Here is a 23,703-nt window from a genome sequence, read left to right as displayed (position 1 = left end):
ATGTTGCTTTTTGATCGAGATCATCTAGATGAACATTGTTTAATACTCTAGCTCAAAGTGTGAGCTGTAATTGTAGCGGGTATTACTTATAGTGATGAAGATCTCATTTTTTAGCATGGTTACAATGCGATTATTCTGTATTTTTGTGTTAAAGAAGTTAAATTGTCTGTTGTGATTGTTTGCTGCTCAAGTATTTTATGGCTTTTGATAAGCCCCCCAAGGCTCTTTTTACTGCCTAACTGACGTCATCAATATCTAAGAACTCAATTTTTGAGTTAGCCCCAAAGAGGTATAATTCAAGGTGATTATTTAACGTTAGCTATTTTATCTCTTCAGAATCCGCCTTGTGGTCAAATCCGCTGACACCTTTATTTTATCGCGACTACCCGCTTTACATTTCTTTAACTTGTCTTGACGTAGTTTGGCTAGCTTTTCATATATGATGATTTAAAAACAATGTGTTGATTAAAAAATCATTATAAAAGTGCGCAAGGTCACATTTTGATAGCGACCTAAACAGCCTCGAGATATCCAAATTAACAATAACAACTTCAGCAATAGGGAATACTGATGGATTACAATAAATCGCGACCAAACTTATTCACACTTCTCGTAACAATAACACTGGCGCTGCAAGCTTGCGGCGGTTCAGATGATAGTACTGGCTTACCCACAGACGAGATAGTCAATCCACCAACCAGCACACCGCCGCAGACCACTCCCACTGAACCCAGTTTAGGCGACTTTGTAGCATTTGGCCCAAGTGAGGTTGTTCGTATTGCCGAAGGTGAGTCTGGTTTTTTAGCAGATTTGGACAGTGGCGATCGTTTTGGCCGCGATCATGACAATGCCGGTGATATTAATGGTGATGGTATTGATGATTTGGTCGTCGGTGCTCGCTCGGATGATGACGGCGCAACGGATGCCGGTGCTGTGTATATTTTATTTATGAATCAAGACGGTACCGTCAAGGCAAATCAAAAAATCTCCATGGTGCAAGGCCTGTTTTCAGATAGCCTAGATGAGGGCGATTTTTTTGGTTATGGCGTTGCTGGCATTGGTGATTACAACGGCGATACTATTCCCGATATTGCCGTATCGGCGCCCGCAGCCAGTATACCGGCTGTGTACATTCTGCACCTTAATCGCGATGGCACAGTCAAATCCATGGTTAAAAATGGCGGTATTGTGGCTCAAGGTCTGAGCGCTATTGGGGATATAAATGAAGACGGTAAAATCGATTTAGTGGCCGCCCAACCCAGTAGTGTTGATGGTGGCAGCATTCAACTGTTATTTTTTGATGAAAATGCAGAGGTTATTGATGATGATATCGTCACCATAGGCAGCAATAAGGGTGGCTTTGGTGATGGGTTAACTGCCAATGATAGTTTTGGCGGTCGAGAGTCAGCGTTGCTTGGGGATCTTGATAATAATGGTACTCAAGAGCTCGCAGTCGGTGCATTTGAGTCAGACAGTGGTATGGGTGCTATTTGGGTTTTGTCGCTTGATAGTGACACTTATGAGGTTGTTGATAAGCTGAAAATTGCCCCAGGTCTAGCAGGCTTTGATGAAACCATTCCCTTAGATTCAAACCCTAATGGCACTGCTGGTGGTCACTTTGGCCATGCCTTAGTGGCAGCAGGTGATTTAAATGGTGATGGCGTGGCCGATTTAATCACTGGCGCGAATCAATATGGCGCAGGGGTAGGCTATGTATTGTATTTAAACCCCGATAAAAGCGTTAAATCTTATAGCCGCATTAATGAAACCGAGGGCGGCTTTGATTTATCTTTAGCTTCAGAGGAACGTTTTAGCCGCTCAATGTCATTGGTTGATACTAATAGAGAGCAGGGCACTATTACTGTCAACATGGGCGGCGGCGCAGGTGTGACAGGGGCAATATATGCCTTAAGGTTTCAAGCATGTGATTTTAGCATTGAAGCTGAAAATACTTTTTGGAGTGAAGGTAATACACTGTTTTCTAACTGGGATCATGGTAGTCAAACCGTAACCGATGCATTAAATTTTGAGCAATGTAGCGTTAAAGCCTTTGAATATAATGGCACCAATATAACGGCCAAAGTAGAGGATGGTCGCTGTATTATCAAAGATGCTAGTGCAGTATTGAGTATCAGCGATGAAGGCAGTCAAGCCTATCGCCGCCAATGCCTATGAAGCGTTTTAACTGTTTATTGAAAGCGTTTGGAAAACTAAGGTATAAATAAGGCTTAAGTAGCTAAAGTCTAATTAATAATGACTTAATTAAAGCAATGATTTATTACGGGCATGATTAACACTGTTTGTGTTCATCTTGCCCTTATTAATTAGTCATCCTGCCCTTATTGATTAGGGCTAAATCGACCGGACGAGTCATCATAGTATATGAGTGACTACGGTCATCAATCCTGAGCATGTTACTGCACAAAAACAAAACGCAGTACTAATACTCAGTACTAATACTCAGTACTAAAATTAAGTACTATAGCTCAGTGACATGTTCGCCAAAATACCACACCTTTCGAAAAGGGCCTTTATTATCTTTGGCTAAGGCTTTGACATTGTTAACTAATACATCATCGGTAAGTAAGGTTCTGCCGACATTATAAATCAGTAAATCAATGGGCTCTGATACCGAGTAGCGTTTATTGATCTTCTTTTTATAGGTTTCAGAGGTGTAATCTTTAATGTCAGTGTCGCTAGGGTAATTAGTTGTACTGCTTGATGTGGCAGTGCTTTTGTCTGTGCTTTTTTCTGCGCTTAAGTCATTGCAATTAATGCTTTTAGGGTGCGAGATGGCTTTGGCCACATCTTCAGAGCAAGCCTCAGTTAATTCAAAGTAAATAACCTTGCCATCGGTCATGCATTTTAAATCAGGCTTTCCTTCTTCAGGGGACTGTTTTTCAACCGATTGAAAATTTAGCCCTGCAGCTGCTGCAAAGCGAACAAAAATGCTTTTTTCGATCTTACCTTTTTCATATTCAGAGCCCATAGGGTGTACTCAGCTTAAATTCAAATAACCTAATAAGTATAGCTGGCGAATTTAAGCTGCAAAGTTAACCTTACTTAGCGTCATGACCCTTATTAGTGCGATGATTTACAGAGCAAGTTAACTATCTTCTTTATAAGATGGTTTTGCTTGAGCAATAAAAGCCGCGGCCGCAGCGGTTAAGGGTAAATTTTTACGCCAAATAAAGGCTAACTCCCAAGCGACCTGTTCAGCTAAGGGAATAAAAATTAATTTTTTTGAGGTAACTCGCTTACAAATCGGTGCCGGTAAGATGGCAAAAGCCATTTTGGCCTTGGCCATTGCCGCCATAAATTCCCACTGCCCAGTTTGAGATACCACATTGAGCTTGAAACCGGCATCTTGGCAACTTTGACTGATCACTTTACCGATAGAGAATTGGTCGTTGTATTGCACAAAAGGCAGTCCGGTGAGATCTTGCCAATGAATACAGCTGTGATTTGCCAGTTCATGCTCAACATGCACGCATACATTGAGTGGGTAACTTTGCAGCTGTAAGATATTAAATTCGTCAGTGTTACTGCATGGCAAAGCGGTTACGCCAATATCTAAACTGTCATTGAGTAGGGCTTTTTCGACCGCAACGCCGCCAACCTCCAACACATTGACATCAATGCCGGGATAAGTGCGAGTAAAAGATGCCAGCATATTAATAAACATCCCGCCAGTCATAGGGCTTAAACCTAAGCGCAGACGACCAATTCTTAAACCGGTTAATGCATTCATATCTTCATACATTCGATTCCACTGACCAACGATTTGCTGAGCGCTTTTAGCCAGCAATAAACCCGCTTCAGTGACTTCCACTTTTTGGTTGTTACGGATCAACAATGTCTGATCAAGGGTTTGTTCCATTTTTTTAATGGTTTTACTCAAGGTCGGCTGCGTCATATAAAGTTGCTCAGCGGCGAGGGTAAAGTGACCAACCTCAATCACAGTTAAAAAACATTGTAAGTTTTTAATTGATATGTTCATGCCAATATGGAATCCAGTAGGTAATTTTTTGTCATTTTACTTATTTATAGCCTAAGAATATAGTCTATTCCATAGAAACCAGTTAACCGTTTAAATTGAAGGAATATGACATGACAGCATTCAAAAATTTATTTGCTAGTGCACTTTTTCTTGCTGCACTTCCTGAAGTAGCTGAAGCTGAAGCTAAAGAAATGCCAGCTGACGCTAAAGAAGCGTAATCAATTTGAGTTGTTAGCCTCCCCACTAATGGCTTACAAATTGATTGAAGATATTGATTCATTACATTTACTGCCCGCATCAGTTGTGTAAAATCAATAGCTTGCCAGATAGTGAAATATGAATGGCATTTATATTAAATATCATCACGTTTCACAAACAAAAAGTCCGTTGGCTAACCACCAACGGACTTTTTGTTTTTGGATTATTTATGATGATGTGAACTAACACCCCTTGTTAACGTTCATGTTCGGCTGTGACTTTTTTGACGGCAATAATGGTTTGAAATCCGCCGTTTTCACTTGATTCTTGTAATTCAAAACCAATGTTCAAAAGCTCGGCTTCAACCCATGGGACTGATAACCTCAATTTACGATAACAGCTTTTATTAAGCGTCCATGTGCCATTGGTTTTTAGGTGTACCAGATCATGGATTTTAACAGTTTCAGCTTCATACTCTAAAAAGCAGGTGAATATGATGTTTTCATCACTTCTTAATGGAATAAACCTGTCGGTGTCTTTGAGTTCATTGGATAAATCTCGAAAACTTAAAATCAAGCTGCCGTTATCTTCAAGTGAATTAAATGCATGTTGCAGTAAGGCTAAAACATCAGATTTTGATTTTAGATGAGTCATAGTGTCTGTCATGCAGACAATTAATTCACAGGGTTCACTCAGATGATGTGGGAAATTTAAAATATCATCCTTGATTGTTTTAACGTCAACGGATTTGGCGTTAGATGTTAGCTGATTTAATAATTTTCGGCTGAGGTCGATGGCGGTGACATTAAAGCCTAATTCGGCTAACGGGATTGATTGAAACCCCGATCCAGCACCGAGATCTACTGCAATTCCTGAACCTGTAGGTTTAATATTTCGATGGCTAAAAAAGGCGATATTTTGTTGTTTTGCTTGAGCAAAGCCGCCCATTAGCCATGTGTATACGTCAGATAATAATGTTTCATAATGGTCTTCGACACTGAGCATGATACTTCCTTATATGTGATGCTACTGGCGAGTTAAACTGTAAGTTTTATTAAAAGCTGTCAACGAATTAATTATAAATTGGACTTTATGGTTTTTATCCAATAAAAATATGTCTTAATCCTTTTAGCTTGTGTTTGGCAGGGATACTTACGAGATAAGGCTGAAAATATCATTAAAAAAGAGGCTTTGCAGCCTCTTTTTAATTCGAGTAATTAATCCATCAGCAAGTTAATTACTTTACTAAGATCTTGTGCTTACCCTGAGCAGTGAGCATTATTAGCTTAATAATAAGCGCTTAACATTCAACAATGTTGACTGCTAAACCACCTTTGGCGGTTTCTTTGTATTTGCTGCGCATATCTTTACCGGTATCCATCATAGTTTTGATGACTTTGTCTAGGGTGACTTTATGGTTGCCATCGCCGCGCAATGCCATACGTGAAGCGTTGATGGCTTTTACTGCGCCCATGGCATTACGTTCAATACAAGGCACTTGTACTAAGCCGCCAACAGGGTCGCAAGTTAAACCTAAGTTATGTTCCATACCAATTTCAGCAGCATTCTCCACATGTTCGACAGTGCCGCCCATTATTTCAGTGAGTGCACCTGCTGCCATTGAGCAAGCCACGCCCACTTCACCCTGACAGCCTACTTCAGCTCCCGAGATAGAGGCGTTCTTCTTATACAAAATACCAATAGCGGCCGCGGTTAATAAGAAGCGGCAACAGACTTCCTCATCAACTTCTTGAACGAAGGTGTGGTAGTAGCATAATACTGCCGGAATAATGCCAGCAGCGCCATTGGTTGGTGCAGTGACGACCCGGTCGCCAGCGGCGTTTTGCTCATTGACAGATAATGCGAATAAATCAACCCAGTCCATGGCGGTTAATGGGTCATTGTTATTACGGCCTTCTGCTTGCAAGCGGCGATATAAAGCTGGCGCGCGGCGGCGCAGCTTTAAACCTCCGGGTAACATGCCTTCTTTTTGGTAACCACGTTCAATACAGGTTTTCATGGTTTGCCAGATATTCCACAAGCCTTGTTTAACGTCCTCTTCGCTGGCAATACTTAGCTCATTTGACATCATGAGTGAAGAAATACTTAAACCATTTTCACAACACAAATCCAGTAACTGCGCGGCAGAATTAAAATCATAAGGGGCGGATTTTATCGGGGTCGCAGGCGAGGCATCACGCTGGGTAATTTCATCTTCATCTAGAATAAATCCGCCGCCGACTGAGTAATATGTGCGCTCATAAATGCATTCACCTTTGCTAAACGCATATAGGGTCATGGCGTTGGCATGGGCAGGCAGGCTTTTACGGCGATGATAGGTAATACCGTTGTCTCGAGTGAACTTGACTAGGCGGCCATCGGCAATTTTAAGGGTTTGTTCGGCTGAAACTTTTTCCAGTATGGCATCAATCGCATCGGTATCTACGGTATCAGGATCTTCACCCATTAAGCCCAAAATGACCGCTTTACCAGTTCCATGGCCTTTACCTGTTTGGCCTAAGGAGCCAAACAGTTGCGATTGTAGTTCGTCAGTTTGTGCCAGCAAGCCTTGATCGCTTAAGTGCTGCATAAATAATTTACCCGCTTTCATCGGGCCAACAGTATGGGAGCTTGAAGGCCCAATACCGATTTTGAACATATCAAATACACTAATCATTGTTATTAACCTTTAATCAGTTTTTATTATTTTAGTCGTTTAAATTTTTTGGCGTTTTATTCTAGCGCTCGCAGTGAGTAAAAATTGTGCGGCAATGTTAGTTATCTCCCTGTAACGGGTCATTTTATTGGGAATTTCCTTAGGGAAATTAAAATTTAGCGGCATAATGGCGTTAATTTGGCAGACTAAGTTTGCAATTAACTGCGATTATACCAAGCAATATAGCCTAAGTAGCTGGTATTTTTATCTAGAGCAATGGCGCCATTTAACTGCAGTATCCCATACTTTTTACGAGATACTTCATTAGATTTTCTTATGCATAGTGGTTCAGATTAGGTGAGTTTATTGCAGCGTCAGTTATCAAGGTGTTGTTTTTAAATTTATCAACAATGACAGTGGTAATTAACATTTAACAGGATATTTTAGGAGTAAGCGTGAGTTATCTAATGATGGATTTGGCTGGCGTTACGGTCAGCGAAGAAGAAGCCGAGCTATTAAGCCACGATAAAGTGGGCGGCATTATATTATTTACACGCAATTTTTCTAATAAAGCACAATTACAGGCTTTGATTAAATCTGTTCGACATATTCGCCGTGATTTATTGATTGCGGTTGATCATGAAGGTGGCAGGGTACAACGCTTTCGTGAAGAGTTTACTCTGCTACCAGCCATGGGGGATATTTTGCCTGCCGCCAAGGGCGATATGGCGCTTGCGAAACGTTGGAGCCAAGAGTTAGGCTTTTTAATGGCGATTGAGCTTTTAGCTTGTGATATCGACTTAAGCTTTGCGCCAGTATTAGATGTTAATGGTATCAGTGATGTTATTGGCACTCGCAGCTTTAGCGCCGAACCTGAGCAAGTGACCAGTTTAGCTCACAGCTTTATTCAAGGCATGACTCAAGCGGGTATGGCGACAGTGGGTAAACACTTTCCCGGTCACGGCAGTGTAAAAGCTGATACCCATGTGGCGATGGCTGTAGATACGCGCACTAAAGAGACTATTTTTAATCATGATATGCAGCCTTTTAAGCAGTTAATAGGCCAACAGCAGCTAAATGGCGTTATGCCTGCCCATGTGGTTTATTCGCAAGTAGATCCAAATCCGGCAGGTTTTTCAAACTATTGGCTGCAACAGGTGCTGCGTAAAGAGCTTAAATTTGACGGGGTGATTTTCTCAGATGATTTAGGCATGAAAGGCGCAAGTTTTGCTGGCGATTATATTGGCAGAGCCCAAGCAGCATTATCAGCAGGTTGTAATATGATTTTGGTTTGTAATGATCCTGAAGGGGTTAAAACCTTATTAACCGAGTTTACTTGGCCTGAGCAATTGTCTGAATTTAAATCTGCACTCGCATTAAGAGCGAATGCTAAGCAGGTGATTAATGCCCTTGAACAGTCTGAGCGCTGGCAACATGCGCAGCAATTGGCAAAGCAAATATTAGCGGCAAAAAAATAATAGAAATTGAGCCTTAGATGATTTTTGAGCGGTTAAGTTTGGCTTGCTGTTAAACGACAGAGTTTGTTTGCAGTTGCACGATAAATTATGGCTGGTTAATTAACGGCCAGTCACACGTGAGACAATAGTAAAACCGCAGCGCCTATGTTACATATTGATACAGTGAGTTTGGCATGCGACCCAAGCTCACTGTCGTATTATTTTAAAAACTTTATTTCTAGGGCTTTTTTAAGTTTTACTAGAGACTTGTGATAACAGCTAATCCTATGATTAGCTGTTTTTTTTCTAGAGGTTTATAGTGGTTTGAGTTAAAAGCTTTTCAGCGTCCGCTCTTCAGTTGCGACTGCGTTTTCAACCATGGATTCAGGGCCGCTTTCTGCCTCAGTATCAACAATAGCATCAACAATAGCATCAAGATTGGTATCAGTAACCGCGGTATTTACCTCAGTGTCATCAAGCAATAACGCCACAGGACGAGTTTCCGTCGGTTGTTCCATTTTACGGATTTGCATCACAATGCCGAGCCTTGGATGATCAAAATAATGGATTTCACCACTTCTCACGCGGCGGTTTTGCACCATAGGAATCGATTGTAAAAATGGACTCATTACCTTGTCTATATCAGCTTGCTCAGTGTATTGAAAGTATTCACTGGACGCTGTTTGCTTTTGGATTGGCTGGCGCAGTGCTAAGTTGGTTTCAATAAACAAATAATGACTTAGGTAAATATTAATATTACCGTCTAATTCCCACACTGGAGTGGTTTGAGGCTCTGGCGCTAAACTGGCAAAACTTGAATTAAAATCAAAGCCTGAAAATTCATCCTCTACTTGCTCAGAAATAGCATTGCCAGAATATTCAAAGTCTTCAGAGTAATCTTTACCTGCAAAAATACGTATCGGTTTGGCACGATTACGAGATTGCATATCTTGTTGCCAAGTCAGGTGAAGTAAACTGCGCACGTTTGACTCGCGGCGTACCGCTTGGATGATTTCACCAAATTCACTTTGAGACTCAGCCAGTAATACAGGACCATCACCTAAATAGGCTTGCTGCTCACTCGCAGCAGCAATAGAAAATGGCACTTGGCTTGGAAAGGCGGTTTTGTTGGCGCTCACTAACGGATCTTGGCAGTCGATTTCGCTGCTACTCCAGTCAGTTGAGGTGCAGCCGTTTAAACCTAGTGCAACCCCGGTAATATCGTTACTGATCATTGGGGTGATCAAATCGATATTCTTTCGGTTTGGCGCCGCTGCATTATCGTCTTGCCACTTTTCGACACTGTTGGTTTGTCTTTCAAACACATATACTTCAACCTCAAACCATGTTTTAGCTTGGGCTTGCATTGGTGTCGATAGTGCCGATATAGCGGCAATAGAAAAAGCAATGTTACGCAGCACTATTTAGTTTCTCCAGTACGATGTTTATCAAGTTGCTCGAGCAAGGTCTTAATTAAGTCTAGTCGTTGCTTGCTGGTTTCAGCAGGCAAGGTGAACTTTAACTTATTTGGGCCTTCCATTCGATAAATTTGTGGCTGACTTTGTAATAAGCCAATGATAAACATTGGGTCAATTTTATGGTCGTCACTAAATTCAATGCTGCCACCTTTGGCATGCATTTCAATCTTTGTTGCACCTAAAGCTGTTGCCTGATGCTTATATAAGGTTAATTCCATTAAGTTTTTAGTCGGTTCTGGCAACATGCCAAAACGGTCAATAAACTCAACTTTTAACTCATCAAGCATGCGTTCAGTTTCGCAGTTAGCAATGCGTTTATAAAGCGATAAGCGCATATTAACATCAGAAACATAATCATCAGGCAGTAGCGCTGGAATGCGTAATTCAACTTCACACTGGGATTTAAGCATATAATCTAGTGAAGGCTCTTTACCTTCTTTTAATGCTTTTACTGCTGATTCAAGCATTTCCATGTACAAGCTAAAACCAATTTTAGAAATATGGCCGCTTTGTTCATCACCGAGTAATTCACCGGCGCCGCGAATTTCTAAATCTTGAGTGGCGAGCATAAAGCCTGCACCTAAGTCTTCTAAGGCATCAATGGCGGTTAATCGCTTACGGGCATCTGCGCTCATTAATTTAGGGTGCGGCGTCATCAAATAAGCATATGCTTGGTGATGTGAACGGCCCACACGACCACGTAATTGATGCAATTGTGCTAAACCAAACTTATCCGCTCTGTCGATAATAATGGTGTTAGCACTGGGAACATCAATTCCGGTTTCAATAATGGTGGTACACACCAGCACATTAAAACGTTGGTGATAAAATTCTGACATGACTTTTTCAAGTTCACGTTCGCGCATTTGGCCGTGGGCGGTAACCACTCGAGCTTCAGGCAGTAATTGGCGAATGTTTTCAGCGCATTTTTCAATGGTTTCGACATTATTGTGTAAGAAATAAACTTGCCCACCACGCAAAATTTCACGCAAAATAGCTTCTCTTACCGTGGCTATATCGTACTCACGTACAAAGGTTTTTACTGCTAAGCGCTTAGCCGGTGGGGTGGCAATAATGGATAAATCACGCATACCCGACATGGCCATATTTAGGGTACGTGGAATCGGCGTGGCAGTAAGGGTTAAGATATCGACATTAGCCCGCAGGGCTTTTATCTTTTCTTTTTGGCGCACCCCAAAGCGGTGTTCTTCATCAATAACCAATAAGCCTAAGTTTTCAAAGTTTGCTTCAGCCTGCAGTAACTTATGGGTACCAATGACAATGTCGACTTTGCCATCTGATAATGACTGCAGCACTTGAGTTTGCTCTTTAGCTGAGCGAAACCGCGACATCACTTCAATTACCATTGGCCAATCGGCAAAACGATCTTTAAAGTTTTCATAGTGTTGCTGTGCAAGTAGGGTAGTTGGCACTAACACCACCACCTGTTTACCGGCATTGACCGCCACAAATGCTGCGCGCATCGCAACTTCGGTTTTACCAAAACCAACGTCACCACACACAAGGCGGTCCATGGCCATTGGGGTTTGCATATCGCTTAGTACGGCTTCAATTGCAGTTTCTTGATCGACGGTTTCTTCAAAGGGGAAACCTTGTGAAAATTGGGCATATTCTTCTGCATCAATTTTTAGCGCATCACCCGGGCGAGCTTGGCGTCTAGCGTAAACATCCAGTAATTCAGCCGCCACATCGCGGATTTTTTCAATGGCTTTTTTCTTGGCTTTTGACCAGGTTTCATTACCCAGTTTATTTAATGTCGGCTTTTCATCGGCGCCAATGCTGTAACGGCTAATAAGGTGCAGCGATGATACTGGGACATACAGCTTATCGCCTGCGGTATATTCAAGTTGCAGGTACTCGGCCACTAAGCCGCCCGTATCTAAGGTGACAAGCCCCTGATAAAGCGCAACACCATGCTCTAAATGCACAATAGGCTCGCCGACTTTAAGCTCTGCTAAGTTTTTTACCAGTACATCTGAGCTAACTTGTTTTTGCTTTTCACGGCGACGACGCTGAGAAATTCGTTGGCCAAATAACTCTGTTTCACAAATTACGCTGATATCACCTTTAGGGGTGTCAAGTAACATGCAACCTTGTGATAACGGCGAGACGATTAAACCTATGTTGTCTTTAGCGGTTATAAAGGCATTTAAATGGCTAAATAACTTAGGTTTGATGTCAATTTTGCCAAGCAATTCAATTAAGGCTTCACGTCGCCCTTCAGATTCAGCGCTGAATAATAATTGTCCTTTAGTCTGACCTTGGGCCTTGGTGTACGCTTGCAGGTTAATTAACGGCTGTTTGAGCTTATGGTTGGCATTAACATCAGGCAGCCTGGCTACATTTGCCTGCTTGGCTTTTACAATAAGCTCAAGCTCGCCCTCGGCATTTTTGTTAGGCGTGCTAATTTGCGAGCGGGTGTATTTTTTAAAGGCTGCAAATAACTCATCGATGAGTATGTATAGCTCTTGGGGCGCCAGTAACGGTCTTAACGGGTCAACGCGGCGATCTTCATAGCGAGTTTTAATTTCAGTTAAATGATGCTCACTGGCTTGTTCAATATCCCCAAGGGTGATCAATTGAGTATCCTGAGGAAAATAGTCAAATAAAGTGGCGCACTCTTCAAAAAATAGCGGTAAATAGTTTTCAATACCCGCGGGCATTAAATTACGGCTCACTTGCTGATAAACCGATTCCGCTTCTTTTGAAATCACTTCAAAGCGGCGACGGTAACGTTGTCTAAAGCCTTCAATACCCGCTGTATCGGTAGGGAACTCTTTTGCGGGCAACATGCGTATTGAATCAATTTCTTCTTTTGAGCGCTGAGAGTCCACATCAAAATAGCGGATGGTTTCTACTTCATCGTCAAATAATTCAATGCGCAAAGGCTGGGAAGATCCCGTAGGGAAAATATCTAAAATCGAGCCACGGATCGCAAACTCACCATGCTCATATACTTGATCAACCAAGTAGTAGCCGGTGTCGGTTAGGTGCTGCCTAACCTGCTGTAAGCCGTAAATGTCACCTTTTTTAAGTAGCATGACATTGGAGGTTAAAAACGATTTTGGCGGTAACTTCACCATCAAGGTGTTCACCGGTACGATTATCACATTGTGATGTGACTGGCTCATTTTTGCCAAGGTTTCTAAGCGCTGTGAAATCAAGTCTTGATGGGGCGAGAAGCTGTCGTAAGGCAGGGTTTCTCTATCTGGGAATAAACACACATTGATGTCAGATTCTGCCAGAAGGTAACCCAGTTCAACCTCAAGCTGTAATGCGCTTGGGGTGTCATTGGTAACAACCAGACTAGTACCCGAATGCTGGGAAATTAGGCTAGAAAGCGTAATAGCTTGTGAGACCCCCCCCAGTGTTGTTAAGGTTTGAAACTGTTGGCCTTTTTTTACACTTGGCGGTGTTAGAACGCTAAAATTCTTCATTGAATATCTAACTAACTTCTTTTATAAAAGTGATAAATTTAGCCCGCAGATTGTGATCATCAAAACCAATCAGGCTTGGCTAAATTTGTATTGGCGATAGTTGATTAGCACCAGATTATGATAGCTATTATAAGCAAGCTTAAAACAATATGCAGGCAATATGTGTTATTTGGCTGCTTGTTGGCGAATTTGTTTGCGCTGCTGAAGCATTTTTTGCTGCACTGTTAAGCTGGCTTTAACCAGTTGCTCTACATCGGCATCTAAAATCTGACTAAAATCTAAGCTGACGGCATATTGTGGCTGATTTCTTTTATTATTTTGCTCTGCGTCATCATCAAAGTTAATGAGCTTGCATTGGCTCACCTGACAAAGACACAAAATGGCCACTAACTCGCTACTGATATAAATCGAGGTTTTAAAATACTCACCAATGGTCAGTGGCTTAGGGGTAATTAAACTGATGCCGCTACCACCAAAATGGCTGCCTTGGAATTTTTCACCGCTTTGGACTTCTTTTTCTAGCACATGATGCAGCACTAAATCTACTTTACGTGATTGCAGTTTAAGAAAGTCGACCACAGCTTTAGCATCGTTATCAATACTTCTTAATTGCAGTAAACAGCTTGCTTCTAACTCTTTGACTTCTGACAGTAATTTAAGCCCAACCGATTGCATCGAGCGTAAGTCTTGTTCAGACGGAATGCCTTGAGAACCTGACCAGTTTTCAAGATAAACAGCAAAGTCATGGGGCACGGTAAAATATGCATTGGATTCAGTTAACAAGGTTTGTCTCTTTATTTATCAGACTAATACCCCTATTATCATGCCCATCTTAATGATTTAGCAAGTTTTAGCCTTTGTGTTAAATTAAACTGCTGTTTTTTATTCCAATAAACACCAAGGATGCACTTTTCTTTATGAACTTTCGGTTTTCATTATTCATGGGCTACCGCTATTGGCGGACGCGTAAAGCCAATGCTTTTGCATCTTTCATTACTTTTTTTGCGGTATCGGGCATTTTTTTAGGGGTAGCCGCGCTGATCATTGTCAGCTCAGTGATGAACGGTCTAGAAGGTCAGCTTAAACAGCGAATTTTAGGCGCAGTGCCACAACTAACCCTCATTAATGATGCAGGCTTTAGTGATTGGCAAACCCAAGCTAAGTCGTTAACAACATTGCCGCAAGTACAAGGGCTCGCACCCACGGTGACCACTCAAGCTATGGTGCAATCAAGTAAAAATATCAGCGCAGTACAAGTGTATGGTGTGTTCCCTGAGTATGAGCAAAACCTTTCAGCCATCGTTGCCAATACCTATTCCAGCGCCTTTGAGCAGCTCACTCCAGGTAGTTACAACGTGGTGCTAGGCAGCGACCTTGCCAGAAAATTATCCATCAATGTTGGTGACAAAATCCGCATTTTAAGTGGCGATGGGGTGGTGTACTCACCATTAGGCCCCGTGCCAAGCCAGCGTAAATTTACCGTGGCAGGTTTATTTGAAATGGGCTCGCAAGTGGATGGAGTATTAGCCTATGTGCATTATCAAGATGCAAGACGGTTAATGCGTGTAAGCCCCAGTGAAATTAATGAATTACGGGTTTACTTAACCGATCCCTTCATCGCCCCTGAAATGGGCGTTACATTGACAGATAAATTAGCTCAGCAAGGCATAGCTATTGAAACCCGCGATTGGCGCGATGATTTTGGCCATTTATTTGCTGCGGTAAAAATGGAAAAAAACATGATGTCATTGATGCTCAGTTTAATCGTTGCCGTGGCGGCGTTTAATATTGTGTCGGCATTAGTGATGATGGTAATAGATAAAACCACCGATGTAGCAGTGCTAAAAACCCAAGGCTTAACGACGCAATCGGTGATGAACATCTTTATTGTTCAGGGCTCACTGAATGCCATTATTGGTTTGGCATTAGGCACCTTAGCTGGGGTCACAATTACTTTAAATTTAAATAGTATGCTTAATGTCTTGGGTATATCAGTACTTGGAGTAGGGCAAAATTTACCGGTGATCATAGCAAGTCAACAAATTATGGTCATTGTTGTTGGCACTCTTATCATGACATTACTTGCCACCATTTATCCCGCATTAACGGCTGCGCGAGTGCAACCTGCAACAGCCTTGAGATATGAATAATGAATAAACAACCAGTAGTTTTAGAAGTTAACAAGGTCACTAAGCAATTTCATGACGGTGAAACCACCACCAAGGTGCTTTCGAGCGTTGATTTAACGGTTTATCAAGGTGAGCAATTGGCCATTGTCGGCACCTCTGGCTCAGGTAAAAGTACCTTACTGCATATTATGGGCACCTTAGATATCCCAACATCTGGCACCGTGAAGCTAGATGGTGAAGACCTTTATCAGCTAAGCGCAGCTAGACAAGCTGAAGTCAGAAATAAAGACTTAGGCTTTATTTATCAATTCCATCACCTATTACCTGAGTTTTCTGCGCTTGAAAATGTCGCCATGCCAGCGTTTATTCAAGGTCGAGATAAAAAGCAATCGTTAGCTGAAGCTACAGCCTTATTAGAGAGAGTTGGACTAGGGCATCGTTTAGAGCATATTCCTGCGCAGCTTTCAGGCGGCGAGCGCCAACGTGTCGCCATTGCACGGGCGCTGATTAATAAACCCAAGTTAGTATTGGCCGATGAGCCAACCGGTAACTTAGATGCCAGCAGCGGCGATAGTGTGTACGAACTGATTCGTGAGCTTGCTCAGCAACTGGGCACAGCCTTTGTAGTGGTAACCCATGATTATAAATTAGCAGCGAAAATGGATCGTCAATTAACCATGAAAGACGGCGTTTTACAGCAAGTAGCGGAAGAGAAATAATGAAGTCATTACTGCCACTGGTTATCGGTTGGCGTTTTTATCGCGCAAGACAATCTAACGGCTTTATTGGCTTTATTTCATTTGCCTCCACCGCAGGTATTGCGCTGGGTGTGGCAGTGTTAATTTTAGTGTTATCAGCCATGAATGGCTTTGAACGTGAATTAGAGCAGAGGTTATTAGGCGTTGTTGCACATGGTGAACTGCTGAGCGTTAACGAGCCATTACATGACTGGCAAGGCATTGCAGAAACGGCTAAAAGCATGCCAGAAATTGTTGCTACCGCGCCATTTATTAAAATGCAGGGCTTGGTACAAAAGCCGGGCGGCTTTCAAGGGCTAGAGCTTAATGGTATTGAGCCAGAACTTGAAAAAGAGGTTTCAACCATTGATGAATTTATGCCAGCACAGGCGTGGGCCTCTTTAAGTACTCACTCCAACAACATTGTCGTTGGTCGCAGCTTATTAGACAAACTTGGTTTAAAGGTCGGTGACACCTTATCAATGTACACCCCAGATATGGGGCAAACCAATAAGTTAACTGCGGCGAAAAGTCATCGCTTTGTGGTTGCTGGTGTGTATGACTTGGGTGGAGAAATAGAATCAACTCAAGCCTATGTGTCTTTGCCGTATCTTGCTGAAGTACTGAAACTGCCTGTGGGCTCAGTGACAGGCCTGCGCATTACGGTTAATAAAGTTTTCAGTGCGCCGCGCATTACTCGCGATTTGGGTTATGCACAAAATCAGTATTTGCATTTAAATAACTGGACTCGTTCACAAGGGCATTTATATCAAGATATTCAGCTGGTTAGAATGGTGATGTATTTGGTACTTGCACTGGTGATTGCCGTGGCTTGTTTTAATATTGTTTCTACTTTGGTGATGGCAGTGCGAGATAAAAGCGCCGAAATCGCTATTTTGATGACAATGGGATTAAAGCGTGCCCAAGTGATGGCGATATTTATTATGCAAGGTGCACTCAATGGTGCTTTAGGTTGCACTATTGGCGCTGCTATAGGCGTGACATTGGCACTTAATCTGAGTGCGTTTGCCAATGCTGTTGAGCAATTTTTTGGGATTAAATTACTAGAATCTGATATTTACTTTATCGACTTCTTGCCGTCACAGCTACAGCAACAAGATGTGTTAGTGGTTGTCGGTATGGGCTTTGTGATGAGTTTACTGGCGACTATTTATCCGGCCTATAAAGCAACCAAAATAGCGCCAGCAACGGCATTAGCAGGGCGATGAATTGACTAGGTGTTAGGTGTTGAATCACTGCCTTGAAAAGCAGAGATAAAAACGCGCTCTAGCGCGTTTTTTATTGGTTAAAATTTATTTTCAATTGCGTAACTAGGCGCTTACAACAAGCACTGACAATTGGCTATGAGAATAGGCTATGACAATCGCTATTGATAACATCAATTAAAACAGCGTTCCAAACTCAGTCTAAACACATCAGTTAAACAAGCTTTTAAAGTAATGCCAAATCCCTAACGAGGTATCAGGAAACAAGTCGATACCTAAGGCAGACTTTAATAAATACAGAGCTAACAAACCAAATAACATGCTGAAAAGTATAAAACCGGTGACAGTGGTAATCATCATCACTAGCGATATTCGTTTTTCGCGGCGAGTATAGGCGCGTTTGTTTTTACCTAATAATAAGACGTAATAAAAACGCCATTTAATAAAAGGAAACTTAAAGGTGCCACGGCTATCAAGAAAGTGACCACCCCAAGTCGATGGACCCAAGGCTTGCTTAATCGCATTGAGCTGCGCATCAGTAAAACTATCAGCAATATCTGACGGCGAACGCTTAAGCATTTTTGCAATGAGAGGATCTTGCCTAATAGACTTAGGCGAAGCCGCTGTCACTTTAGGTTGAACTTCATTGTTAATGTCAGTTTTAGCGGTTTTTTTAGCTACATCCGTATTGCTTTGTGGCATATATTTTCCATAATTATCAAACAAAATAGCAGTCATTGTATTTTGGTATCAGCCAGTTATTAGCGTAAGGTCGGCTTTATTATGACTAAGATAAACCTGATTTTAATCTAGCATAGAATAAACCCTAGAATACGCCCCAAAAATTTATTTTTACCACGAGGAGTTTGAATGGATGAGGTAAAGCAGGTTATTAACTTTTGGTTTACTGAAATTGAGCCTGCCCAATGGTTTAAAAAAGATGTTAGCTTTGATGAATTAATTCGCACAGGCTTTGGTAAGTTACATACTCAAGCCATAGCGGGGGAATTATGGTTATGGCGTCAGCATCTGCAAGGGCGCTTAGCTGAAATTATCATATTGGATCAGTTCTCCCGCAATATTTACCGTGATGATGCTCGAGCATTTAGCGCTGATCCCATGGCATTAGCCTTAGCCCAAGAGGCCATTTTACAGGGGCTTGATCAACAATTAACCGCAATCGAGCGAACTTTTTTGTATATGCCCTATATGCACAGTGAGTCGTTAAAAGTGCATCAACAAGGGTTAGCGCTATTTAAAAGTAATGGGCTTGAATCTAATTATCAATTTGAATTAAAACACTTAAAAATTATTGAACGTTTTGGCCGTTACCCCCATCGAAATGAGTTGCTTGGTCGAACATCAACCATAGAAGAATTAGCTTTTTTAGCACAGCCTGGTTCGTCTTTTTAGTTTTATGGCGTATCGACGAGTGCGAAGGTTTGTTTAAAAGACTTTAGTCACGCAGCACAAACCATAAAATTTTTTTAATAATTTTTTAGAGGATTTTCTTTTCATTATTTGTACTACCTAATCTAAATTTTAAGTTTTTGGGAATCATATCTTTGCCCCTAATTTGTTGAACAAGTGTGCTGGTTGAAGATACAGGGCGGATTATTCGAGAAGATAAACGCGGCGTCATTAGCGCGAGTAGTCAGAATATCCTCAATAGGCTGAACATTCCCGCAGAGAATAGGCTTAAAATCACCACTGAGTTTGGCGCTTTATTCAAAGGTGCAGTAGGGGCGTTACCTGCATTAACTGACTATTGTGAGCATTTAGACCGTAAACGACGACAAGGTGCAGCTAACTGTCAGCGCTGGTTGTGCGCTTAATAAATCATTTCTTAATCTCAAATAACAGCATTTTCCACTTGATAGATATCAAGCTTTTTTGCTGTGTTGAATTTAGTTTATGAGTTAATTTTGGCGATTAATGATGAAATATTCAGTCCTTTGACAGGGATCGTCCATCAGTAAATGAATGTAGGTGTTGGCAACTCAAAACGAAAGGCGATATGTTATAACTTCTAAATGATGGGTGGCTTTTTAATTCTCTGCAACAGCGGCTGCAATTGGGCTAAAACTAAAGCAAGCAGCAATAAGCATTGCTGCTCCCAATGTCTTTTTCATGGTATATCCTTTTAGATTAATTGCTCTCAAATTACCTATAAGTAATCTGAGTTTTTACTTGTAAACTTTTGTAATTTTTTACTGTATTTGTATTGTTAATGGCATCCATCAATACATTGGCATTTTGGATCACTTTAGGGCATAACCACCTGAATAAATTATCTTTTCGACCAAAGTGAAATGCCCCAAACTGGCTCGGCAGATGTTGACAATTAAGCACATACAAAAAGTCAGTAATATGGATGAAAAAACAAAAAAAAGATGCAACCAATCATAACACTGGTTGGTTGCATCTTAGTTGCTCTTAGCGGTTTTTACTGTGGATTCAAACCTAAAATTTTCAATACCTTAATGAAGTTATCACGACGCTCTTCAACGTTGTGTACATCACCAGTATCACAGGTTAAATCAGGACAACCTCGGTTAACGATGCCTGATACGTCATCAATAAATTGAGTACCCTGCATACCACCATCAACATACTTTTTAAGTTCATTGTGGTAATTCCAGTTTTGATACAAGCCGCTTTCATCAGGATAAGCTTGTACTGAGGTTACCCAATAAAATAGACCTGCTATCCATTTTATTTCTCGGTTTTCTTCAGAGCTACAGATCAACCCTGGATTTGAACAGAGATCTAATTCGGCATACAACGGGTTTTCTGGTGGAGCTTCTACAACTACGCCATCAATCGTTGTACCAATGGTATCGGGGTCTACATGCGAACGGCCCATGTAGTGGTTCAGCGTACCGAAGTTTTGACGACCCGTAGTTTGAATCACACCACGGCCCCACCAGCCACAGCCTTGAACACTTTCTTGGCTACTGCCGTCCCAGATAAATTTACCGGCTTTTTGGCCTTCGTAAACTTTACACTCTTCACGTTCCCATACTTGCTTCGAACCATCGATAGTTTCTGGCACTTCATTACAATGGCCATTGTTACTCCAACGACCAACAGCGCCATTGACTAGTAGGCCACGCTCTTCCAGTACAGCATCAGGTGTTGCAAATACTGGAGCTGGAGCGCCATACCACTGAGCATGAGTGAAAGCGCTCACTTCCATCTTGTTGTCACGTGGACAAGAATAAGCATGATCTAAACCAGAGATCGGGTTCACACCGTAATCGGCATATTGCTGACCTAGCTGACCACAACTTGCTGACATCGGGTAGTCCGCAGGAGCCCCCCACTTTGTTTCAGACCAGTTGTTTTCATCACAAGCATTGTAGCGAATCGTTTCTTGCATACTTTGTGCTAAGAATGCGGCGATGGCGATTTTCGCATATTTGATATTCGTCTCGTCATCAGCATTCTCATCAATCAGCCAGAACTTATTGCCAGCAACACCGATGTTATGCATTGCACTTAACCCATCAAGGAAGTCTTCCCATTTATATACTGTCGATGGGATCCACTGTGATTGTGGAGTTTGAAATAAGAAGGCTTCATTGTTCATCGCATCTTTAGCCGCCAAGAGTTGGCGATTCAACTCTTCGATTGCGGTTAATGGCCCTTCATGAGAGTCATCACCAGCATAATAAAGCGGAACTTGCGCATGTTGGTAGTCTTCGATTTTGCTGGTTAGCTCAGAACTATCTTGGTCAAACTTGATAGCAAAAACGTTACTAAAGGCAGCTTTACGCAGTTGACGTTCTGCTGTTGTTTGACCCATAAAGTACTGCGCAGCTTGGGCTGTTGGGATATCAGCTAACATTACTGGCGCTTTAACGTAGTCACTGACTTGCTTAACGTACTCAAGAGCGTTATGCCATTGGTCACTATCTAGCGCTGGGGTTGCACTCGATTTAGTGTAAACAATGAAATCCGCCTTATTGCTTGATTCTGGCTCGTAAAGTTCGAAATCTTTTAGCATATCTGCAGAGTATTGCGATGCAGAATCCCAAACAGACTGACGACCAGAATGTTTGTTATAAGCGAAGTCACCAATACTTACTGTCCAACCGAATGTCGCTTGTGGCGCAAGGGTTGAGATCACTAAGTTATATGCTTGAGCCCAGCCTTTTGCATCATTTGTCAGTGCATTAACGTCATCGATGTCAAGATCAGCACCAGTGAAATCAATCGCTTGAATTAAGGCTTGTTTTACTGCAATAGAACCTAGGCCTTTTCCTTTGTCCATTGTGGCTTTATCAAGCACATCACCTTTGATAATAATCGATGATGTTTCAGCATTTTCACTTGCTTCAATCAAAGCGATAAAGCTGCTAGTTAATTGAGTAAGATCGGCAATCTCATCACTCGTTACCGTTTTAATAACTATTGAGCTAGGTGCTGATGTTGATGGACTTGCTACAACTAAATGATTTGGCCAACCAGCCACTTCCAAGTTAATCGGATCTAATGGATTCGGTAATGAAAGCAGCGGAGCTGTTCCTGGTGCAGTGCCATCACAGTTTAAATGATGGCCCCATGAACTATCGCTACCTGGTGTTGATTGAGTCCAATAAATCGCTTCATACGCGATGTTATTGTTTACCATGATGTCACCACCACCAGCATGATCGCCACGGGTCCAGTCTGGGTAAACATTAAAATCATCACATAACTCACCAACAGGTGGCGTTATCGGCTCTCCTGGTATTCCTGGCTCCAATGGCGAATCAGGTTCTTGTGGCTGCGTAGTAGGATCTTCAGGCTCGCTTGGTTCAAGGATTGGGGTCCCCTCGCTCGGCGGTAATACAATAGGTCCACCTGGTATACCTGGCTCCAGTGGGGAATCAGGATCTTGTGGCTGCGTAGTAGGATCTTCAGGCTCGCTTGGTGCAAGGATTGGGGTCCCCTCGCTCGGCGGTAATACAATTGGTCCACCTGGTATTCCTGGCTCCAATGGCGAATCAGGATCTTGTGGTTTGGCAGGGGTACCTACTGACTCATCTGGCGGAAGAATAGGATTGCCTTCGCTAGGTGGTAATACGATAGGTGGATTACCATCATCTGGACAATCGGTTAAATCCCAGAACCATGTACTATTTGCAGACGGTGTTTCCCAAACGCCAGGATTATTTTTAGCGATAAAACACTCACCTTTATATGAGACCATATCACCATTATTTACTTTGGTTTGTCCCGGAATAAATGGCGTCACGTCGCCTGGCTCTGGGCTAGGCCCTGGTCCTGGCGTTGGATCTGTATCACCAATGAGTTTCCATGGTGAATCCCATTCATTGGGGTAGTCAGCTGCTGGACTCTGACCAGGATTGGCCCACCACTTAGCTTCATACAATTTATCGTTTACAGTGACCTGAGAACCACCAGAATATGACTTACTGCTGTCATAAGGCTCTGCGGCGTAGAGGTAACTGCTAAATAGCACACTGGCTAATACCCCGGCTAATTTACTTCTTTTAAACATATACTTAAACCTATTAATTATTATGGATTTATCTTGTTGAATAACGTTGGCGAATATGAAGATTCGACGTTCAAACAGCACCTCAATTTGCAATTATTTAGTTGTGATAATTCATCACAACGAATTATTACATTTGCTCTTGATTAGCCCTCAAGTCGTTCAGCATTGCTTACCTGATGATTTATGTACCTCCTAGATAACTCTTTATGGTTGTAAACCCCTTCTGCCGTACATCGGCAATAATGCGGGGGCGTTTGTTACCTCCAATGCATACCACCTTCGCTGCGCGAGTGTACTTTTGATGGCTTTAATTAGTGTAAATCCATAAATATAAAGGATTTATTTTATTGATATAACAAAAGTCAAATACCGGTTCAATGACTTAATGGGACATGCCGCTATTTCGAGGCATTGATTTAACCTTTTCTGCATATTTCTTGTGGAAACACACAAAGCAACCAACACCAAACCCAAAGCTTTTAACTAACAATTCAATATGTTGCGATCAAAATGTGACCACGTTTGGTTTACATGGTTGTTGTGATTTGATAGGGGAGACCAAGAGTAAATCAGGCTGAACGACAGCGAGCTTGGCATCCTCGCCAAGCTCTCGGAATAAAGAATTAACATAATTAATATGGCCACCCATTCTAGTTAGAATTAACAAGGCCATCCATTCTCGTTGGCTAAATGTTAAACACCCTACTAGGCTTTAGTTATTGCTCATTACTTAGAATTAACATGGCCACCCATTCTAGTTGGCTAAATGTTAAACACCCTACTAGGCTTTAGTTATTACTTAATTTTCGGTAATTAATGATGGCCAGACCTAGAAAAACACTCGTGAGTTTAGAA

Annotated in this window: 15 protein-coding genes and 1 pseudogene; 7 read left to right on the top strand and 9 right to left on the bottom strand. The window is 41.9% G+C overall.

Annotation, left to right across the window (positions count from 1 at the left end; translation table 11 throughout):
* The first annotated feature begins 570 nt into the window (after positions 1-570).
* On the top strand, positions 571-2,175 hold the full coding sequence (locus Q4557_RS17200) for an FG-GAP-like repeat-containing protein (protein ID WP_303414235.1): 1,605 nt from the start codon (positions 571-573) through the stop codon (positions 2,173-2,175).
* A 304-nt stretch (positions 2,176-2,479) separates the two neighbouring features.
* On the opposite strand, the gene Q4557_RS17195 is transcribed toward Q4557_RS17200, so the two are convergent.
* From Q4557_RS17195 to Q4557_RS17180, 4 genes are all read right to left on the bottom strand, one after another.
* Entirely contained in the window at positions 2,480-2,989 is a 510-nt protein-coding gene (locus tag Q4557_RS17195; protein WP_102436849.1) for a hypothetical protein, read from the bottom strand.
* Between the two features lie 117 nt (positions 2,990-3,106).
* Positions 3,107-4,000, bottom strand: coding sequence for a LysR family transcriptional regulator (locus Q4557_RS17190; RefSeq protein ID WP_102436851.1), 894 nt, complete (start codon positions 3,998-4,000; stop codon positions 3,107-3,109).
* A 453-nt stretch (positions 4,001-4,453) separates the two neighbouring features.
* Positions 4,454-5,203 (bottom strand): class I SAM-dependent methyltransferase, encoded by a 750-nt coding sequence (locus tag Q4557_RS17185; protein WP_303414232.1) that lies wholly within the window; start codon positions 5,201-5,203, stop codon positions 4,454-4,456.
* Between the two features lie 295 nt (positions 5,204-5,498).
* Entirely contained in the window at positions 5,499-6,875 is a 1,377-nt protein-coding gene (locus Q4557_RS17180) for an L-serine ammonia-lyase (protein ID WP_102477137.1), read from the bottom strand.
* A 434-nt stretch (positions 6,876-7,309) separates the two neighbouring features.
* Here Q4557_RS17180 and nagZ point away from each other — a divergent pair, with 434 nt between their 5' ends.
* A complete protein-coding gene (nagZ, locus tag Q4557_RS17175) occupies positions 7,310-8,332 on the top strand; it encodes a beta-N-acetylhexosaminidase (protein ID WP_102436857.1) in 1,023 nt (340 codons plus the stop codon).
* Positions 8,333-8,640: 308 nt separating this feature from the next.
* Here the strand turns inward: nagZ and Q4557_RS17170 are convergent, their stop codons facing one another.
* The 3 genes from Q4557_RS17170 to Q4557_RS17160 all read right to left on the bottom strand — a co-directional run bounded on the left by Q4557_RS17170 (position 8,641) and on the right by Q4557_RS17160 (position 14,030).
* The gene (locus Q4557_RS17170) at positions 8,641-9,732 is read right to left on the bottom strand and encodes a peptidoglycan binding protein CsiV (RefSeq protein WP_102477136.1); all 1,092 of its coding nucleotides are present in this window, start codon (positions 9,730-9,732) and stop codon (positions 8,641-8,643) included.
* Positions 9,732-13,247: a transcription-repair coupling factor gene (gene mfd / locus Q4557_RS17165; protein ID WP_303414229.1), complete on the bottom strand. Its 3,516-nt coding sequence runs from the start codon at positions 13,245-13,247 to the stop codon at positions 9,732-9,734. Before mfd ends, Q4557_RS17170 begins: the two co-directional genes overlap by 1 nt.
* A gap of 165 nt (positions 13,248-13,412) precedes the next feature.
* Positions 13,413-14,030 carry a hypothetical protein gene (locus tag Q4557_RS17160; protein WP_102436862.1) on the bottom strand — a complete coding sequence of 206 codons (618 nt, stop codon included), beginning with the start codon at positions 14,028-14,030 and terminating at the stop codon, positions 13,413-13,415.
* 134 nt (positions 14,031-14,164) lie between these two features.
* Between Q4557_RS17160 and Q4557_RS17155 the strand changes: the two genes are divergently transcribed.
* The 3 genes from Q4557_RS17155 to lolE are packed head-to-tail and all read left to right on the top strand — an operon-like array spanning position 14,165 to position 17,342.
* Entirely contained in the window at positions 14,165-15,397 is a 1,233-nt protein-coding gene (locus tag Q4557_RS17155) for a lipoprotein-releasing ABC transporter permease subunit (RefSeq protein WP_102519639.1), read from the top strand.
* Complete coding sequence (lolD, locus tag Q4557_RS17150; protein WP_102436866.1) at positions 15,397-16,095, top strand: lipoprotein-releasing ABC transporter ATP-binding protein LolD; 699 nt, start codon at positions 15,397-15,399, stop codon at positions 16,093-16,095. The genes Q4557_RS17155 and lolD overlap by 1 nt, the downstream gene beginning before the upstream one ends.
* Positions 16,095-17,342 carry a lipoprotein-releasing ABC transporter permease subunit LolE gene (gene lolE, locus Q4557_RS17145; RefSeq protein ID WP_303414224.1) on the top strand — a complete coding sequence of 416 codons (1,248 nt, stop codon included), beginning with the start codon at positions 16,095-16,097 and terminating at the stop codon, positions 17,340-17,342. The genes lolD and lolE overlap by 1 nt, the downstream gene beginning before the upstream one ends.
* A gap of 207 nt (positions 17,343-17,549) precedes the next feature.
* On the opposite strand, the gene Q4557_RS17140 is transcribed toward lolE, so the two are convergent.
* The gene (locus Q4557_RS17140; protein WP_241900997.1) at positions 17,550-18,041 is read right to left on the bottom strand and encodes a hypothetical protein; all 492 of its coding nucleotides are present in this window, start codon (positions 18,039-18,041) and stop codon (positions 17,550-17,552) included.
* A 168-nt stretch (positions 18,042-18,209) separates the two neighbouring features.
* Between Q4557_RS17140 and Q4557_RS17135 the strand changes: the two genes are divergently transcribed.
* Positions 18,210-18,752 (top strand): DUF924 family protein, encoded by a 543-nt coding sequence (locus Q4557_RS17135; RefSeq protein ID WP_303414222.1) that lies wholly within the window; start codon positions 18,210-18,212, stop codon positions 18,750-18,752.
* 179 nt (positions 18,753-18,931) lie between these two features.
* Positions 18,932-19,174: pseudogene (locus Q4557_RS17130) on the top strand (transposase); the annotation flags it as partial.
* 611 nt (positions 19,175-19,785) lie between these two features.
* Here Q4557_RS17130 and Q4557_RS17125 read toward each other — a convergent pair.
* Positions 19,786-22,848, bottom strand: a complete 3,063-nt coding sequence (locus Q4557_RS17125) for a cellulose-binding domain-containing protein (protein WP_303414220.1) — start codon at positions 22,846-22,848, stop codon at positions 19,786-19,788.
* Positions 22,849-23,703: the final 855 nt, after the last annotated feature.

Origin of the sequence: Shewanella sp. 5_MG-2023 (assembly GCF_030547465.1) — a bacterium.
GTDB lineage: Bacteria > Pseudomonadota > Gammaproteobacteria > Enterobacterales > Shewanellaceae > Shewanella.
This window is presented reverse-complemented; position numbering and strand designations above follow the sequence as displayed.

Coding starts and splice junctions, on each gene's coding strand:
- Q4557_RS17140 (WP_241900997.1), bottom strand. CDS start 18,041: ATGCCACAAAGCAATACGGATGTAGCTAAAAAAACCGCTAAAACTGAC.
- mfd (WP_303414229.1), bottom strand. CDS start 13,247: ATGAAGAATTTTAGCGTTCTAACACCGCCAAGTGTAAAAAAAGGCCAA.
- Q4557_RS17195 (WP_102436849.1), bottom strand. CDS start 2,989: ATGGGCTCTGAATATGAAAAAGGTAAGATCGAAAAAAGCATTTTTGTT.
- lolD (WP_102436866.1), top strand. CDS start 15,397: ATGAATAAACAACCAGTAGTTTTAGAAGTTAACAAGGTCACTAAGCAA.
- Q4557_RS17135 (WP_303414222.1), top strand. CDS start 18,210: ATGGATGAGGTAAAGCAGGTTATTAACTTTTGGTTTACTGAAATTGAG.
- Q4557_RS17125 (WP_303414220.1), bottom strand. CDS start 22,848: ATGTTTAAAAGAAGTAAATTAGCCGGGGTATTAGCCAGTGTGCTATTT.
- Q4557_RS17190 (WP_102436851.1), bottom strand. CDS start 4,000: ATGAACATATCAATTAAAAACTTACAATGTTTTTTAACTGTGATTGAG.
- lolE (WP_303414224.1), top strand. CDS start 16,095: ATGAAGTCATTACTGCCACTGGTTATCGGTTGGCGTTTTTATCGCGCA.
- Q4557_RS17185 (WP_303414232.1), bottom strand. CDS start 5,203: ATGCTCAGTGTCGAAGACCATTATGAAACATTATTATCTGACGTATAC.
- Q4557_RS17155 (WP_102519639.1), top strand. CDS start 14,165: ATGAACTTTCGGTTTTCATTATTCATGGGCTACCGCTATTGGCGGACG.
- Q4557_RS17180 (WP_102477137.1), bottom strand. CDS start 6,875: ATGATTAGTGTATTTGATATGTTCAAAATCGGTATTGGGCCTTCAAGC.
- Q4557_RS17200 (WP_303414235.1), top strand. CDS start 571: ATGGATTACAATAAATCGCGACCAAACTTATTCACACTTCTCGTAACA.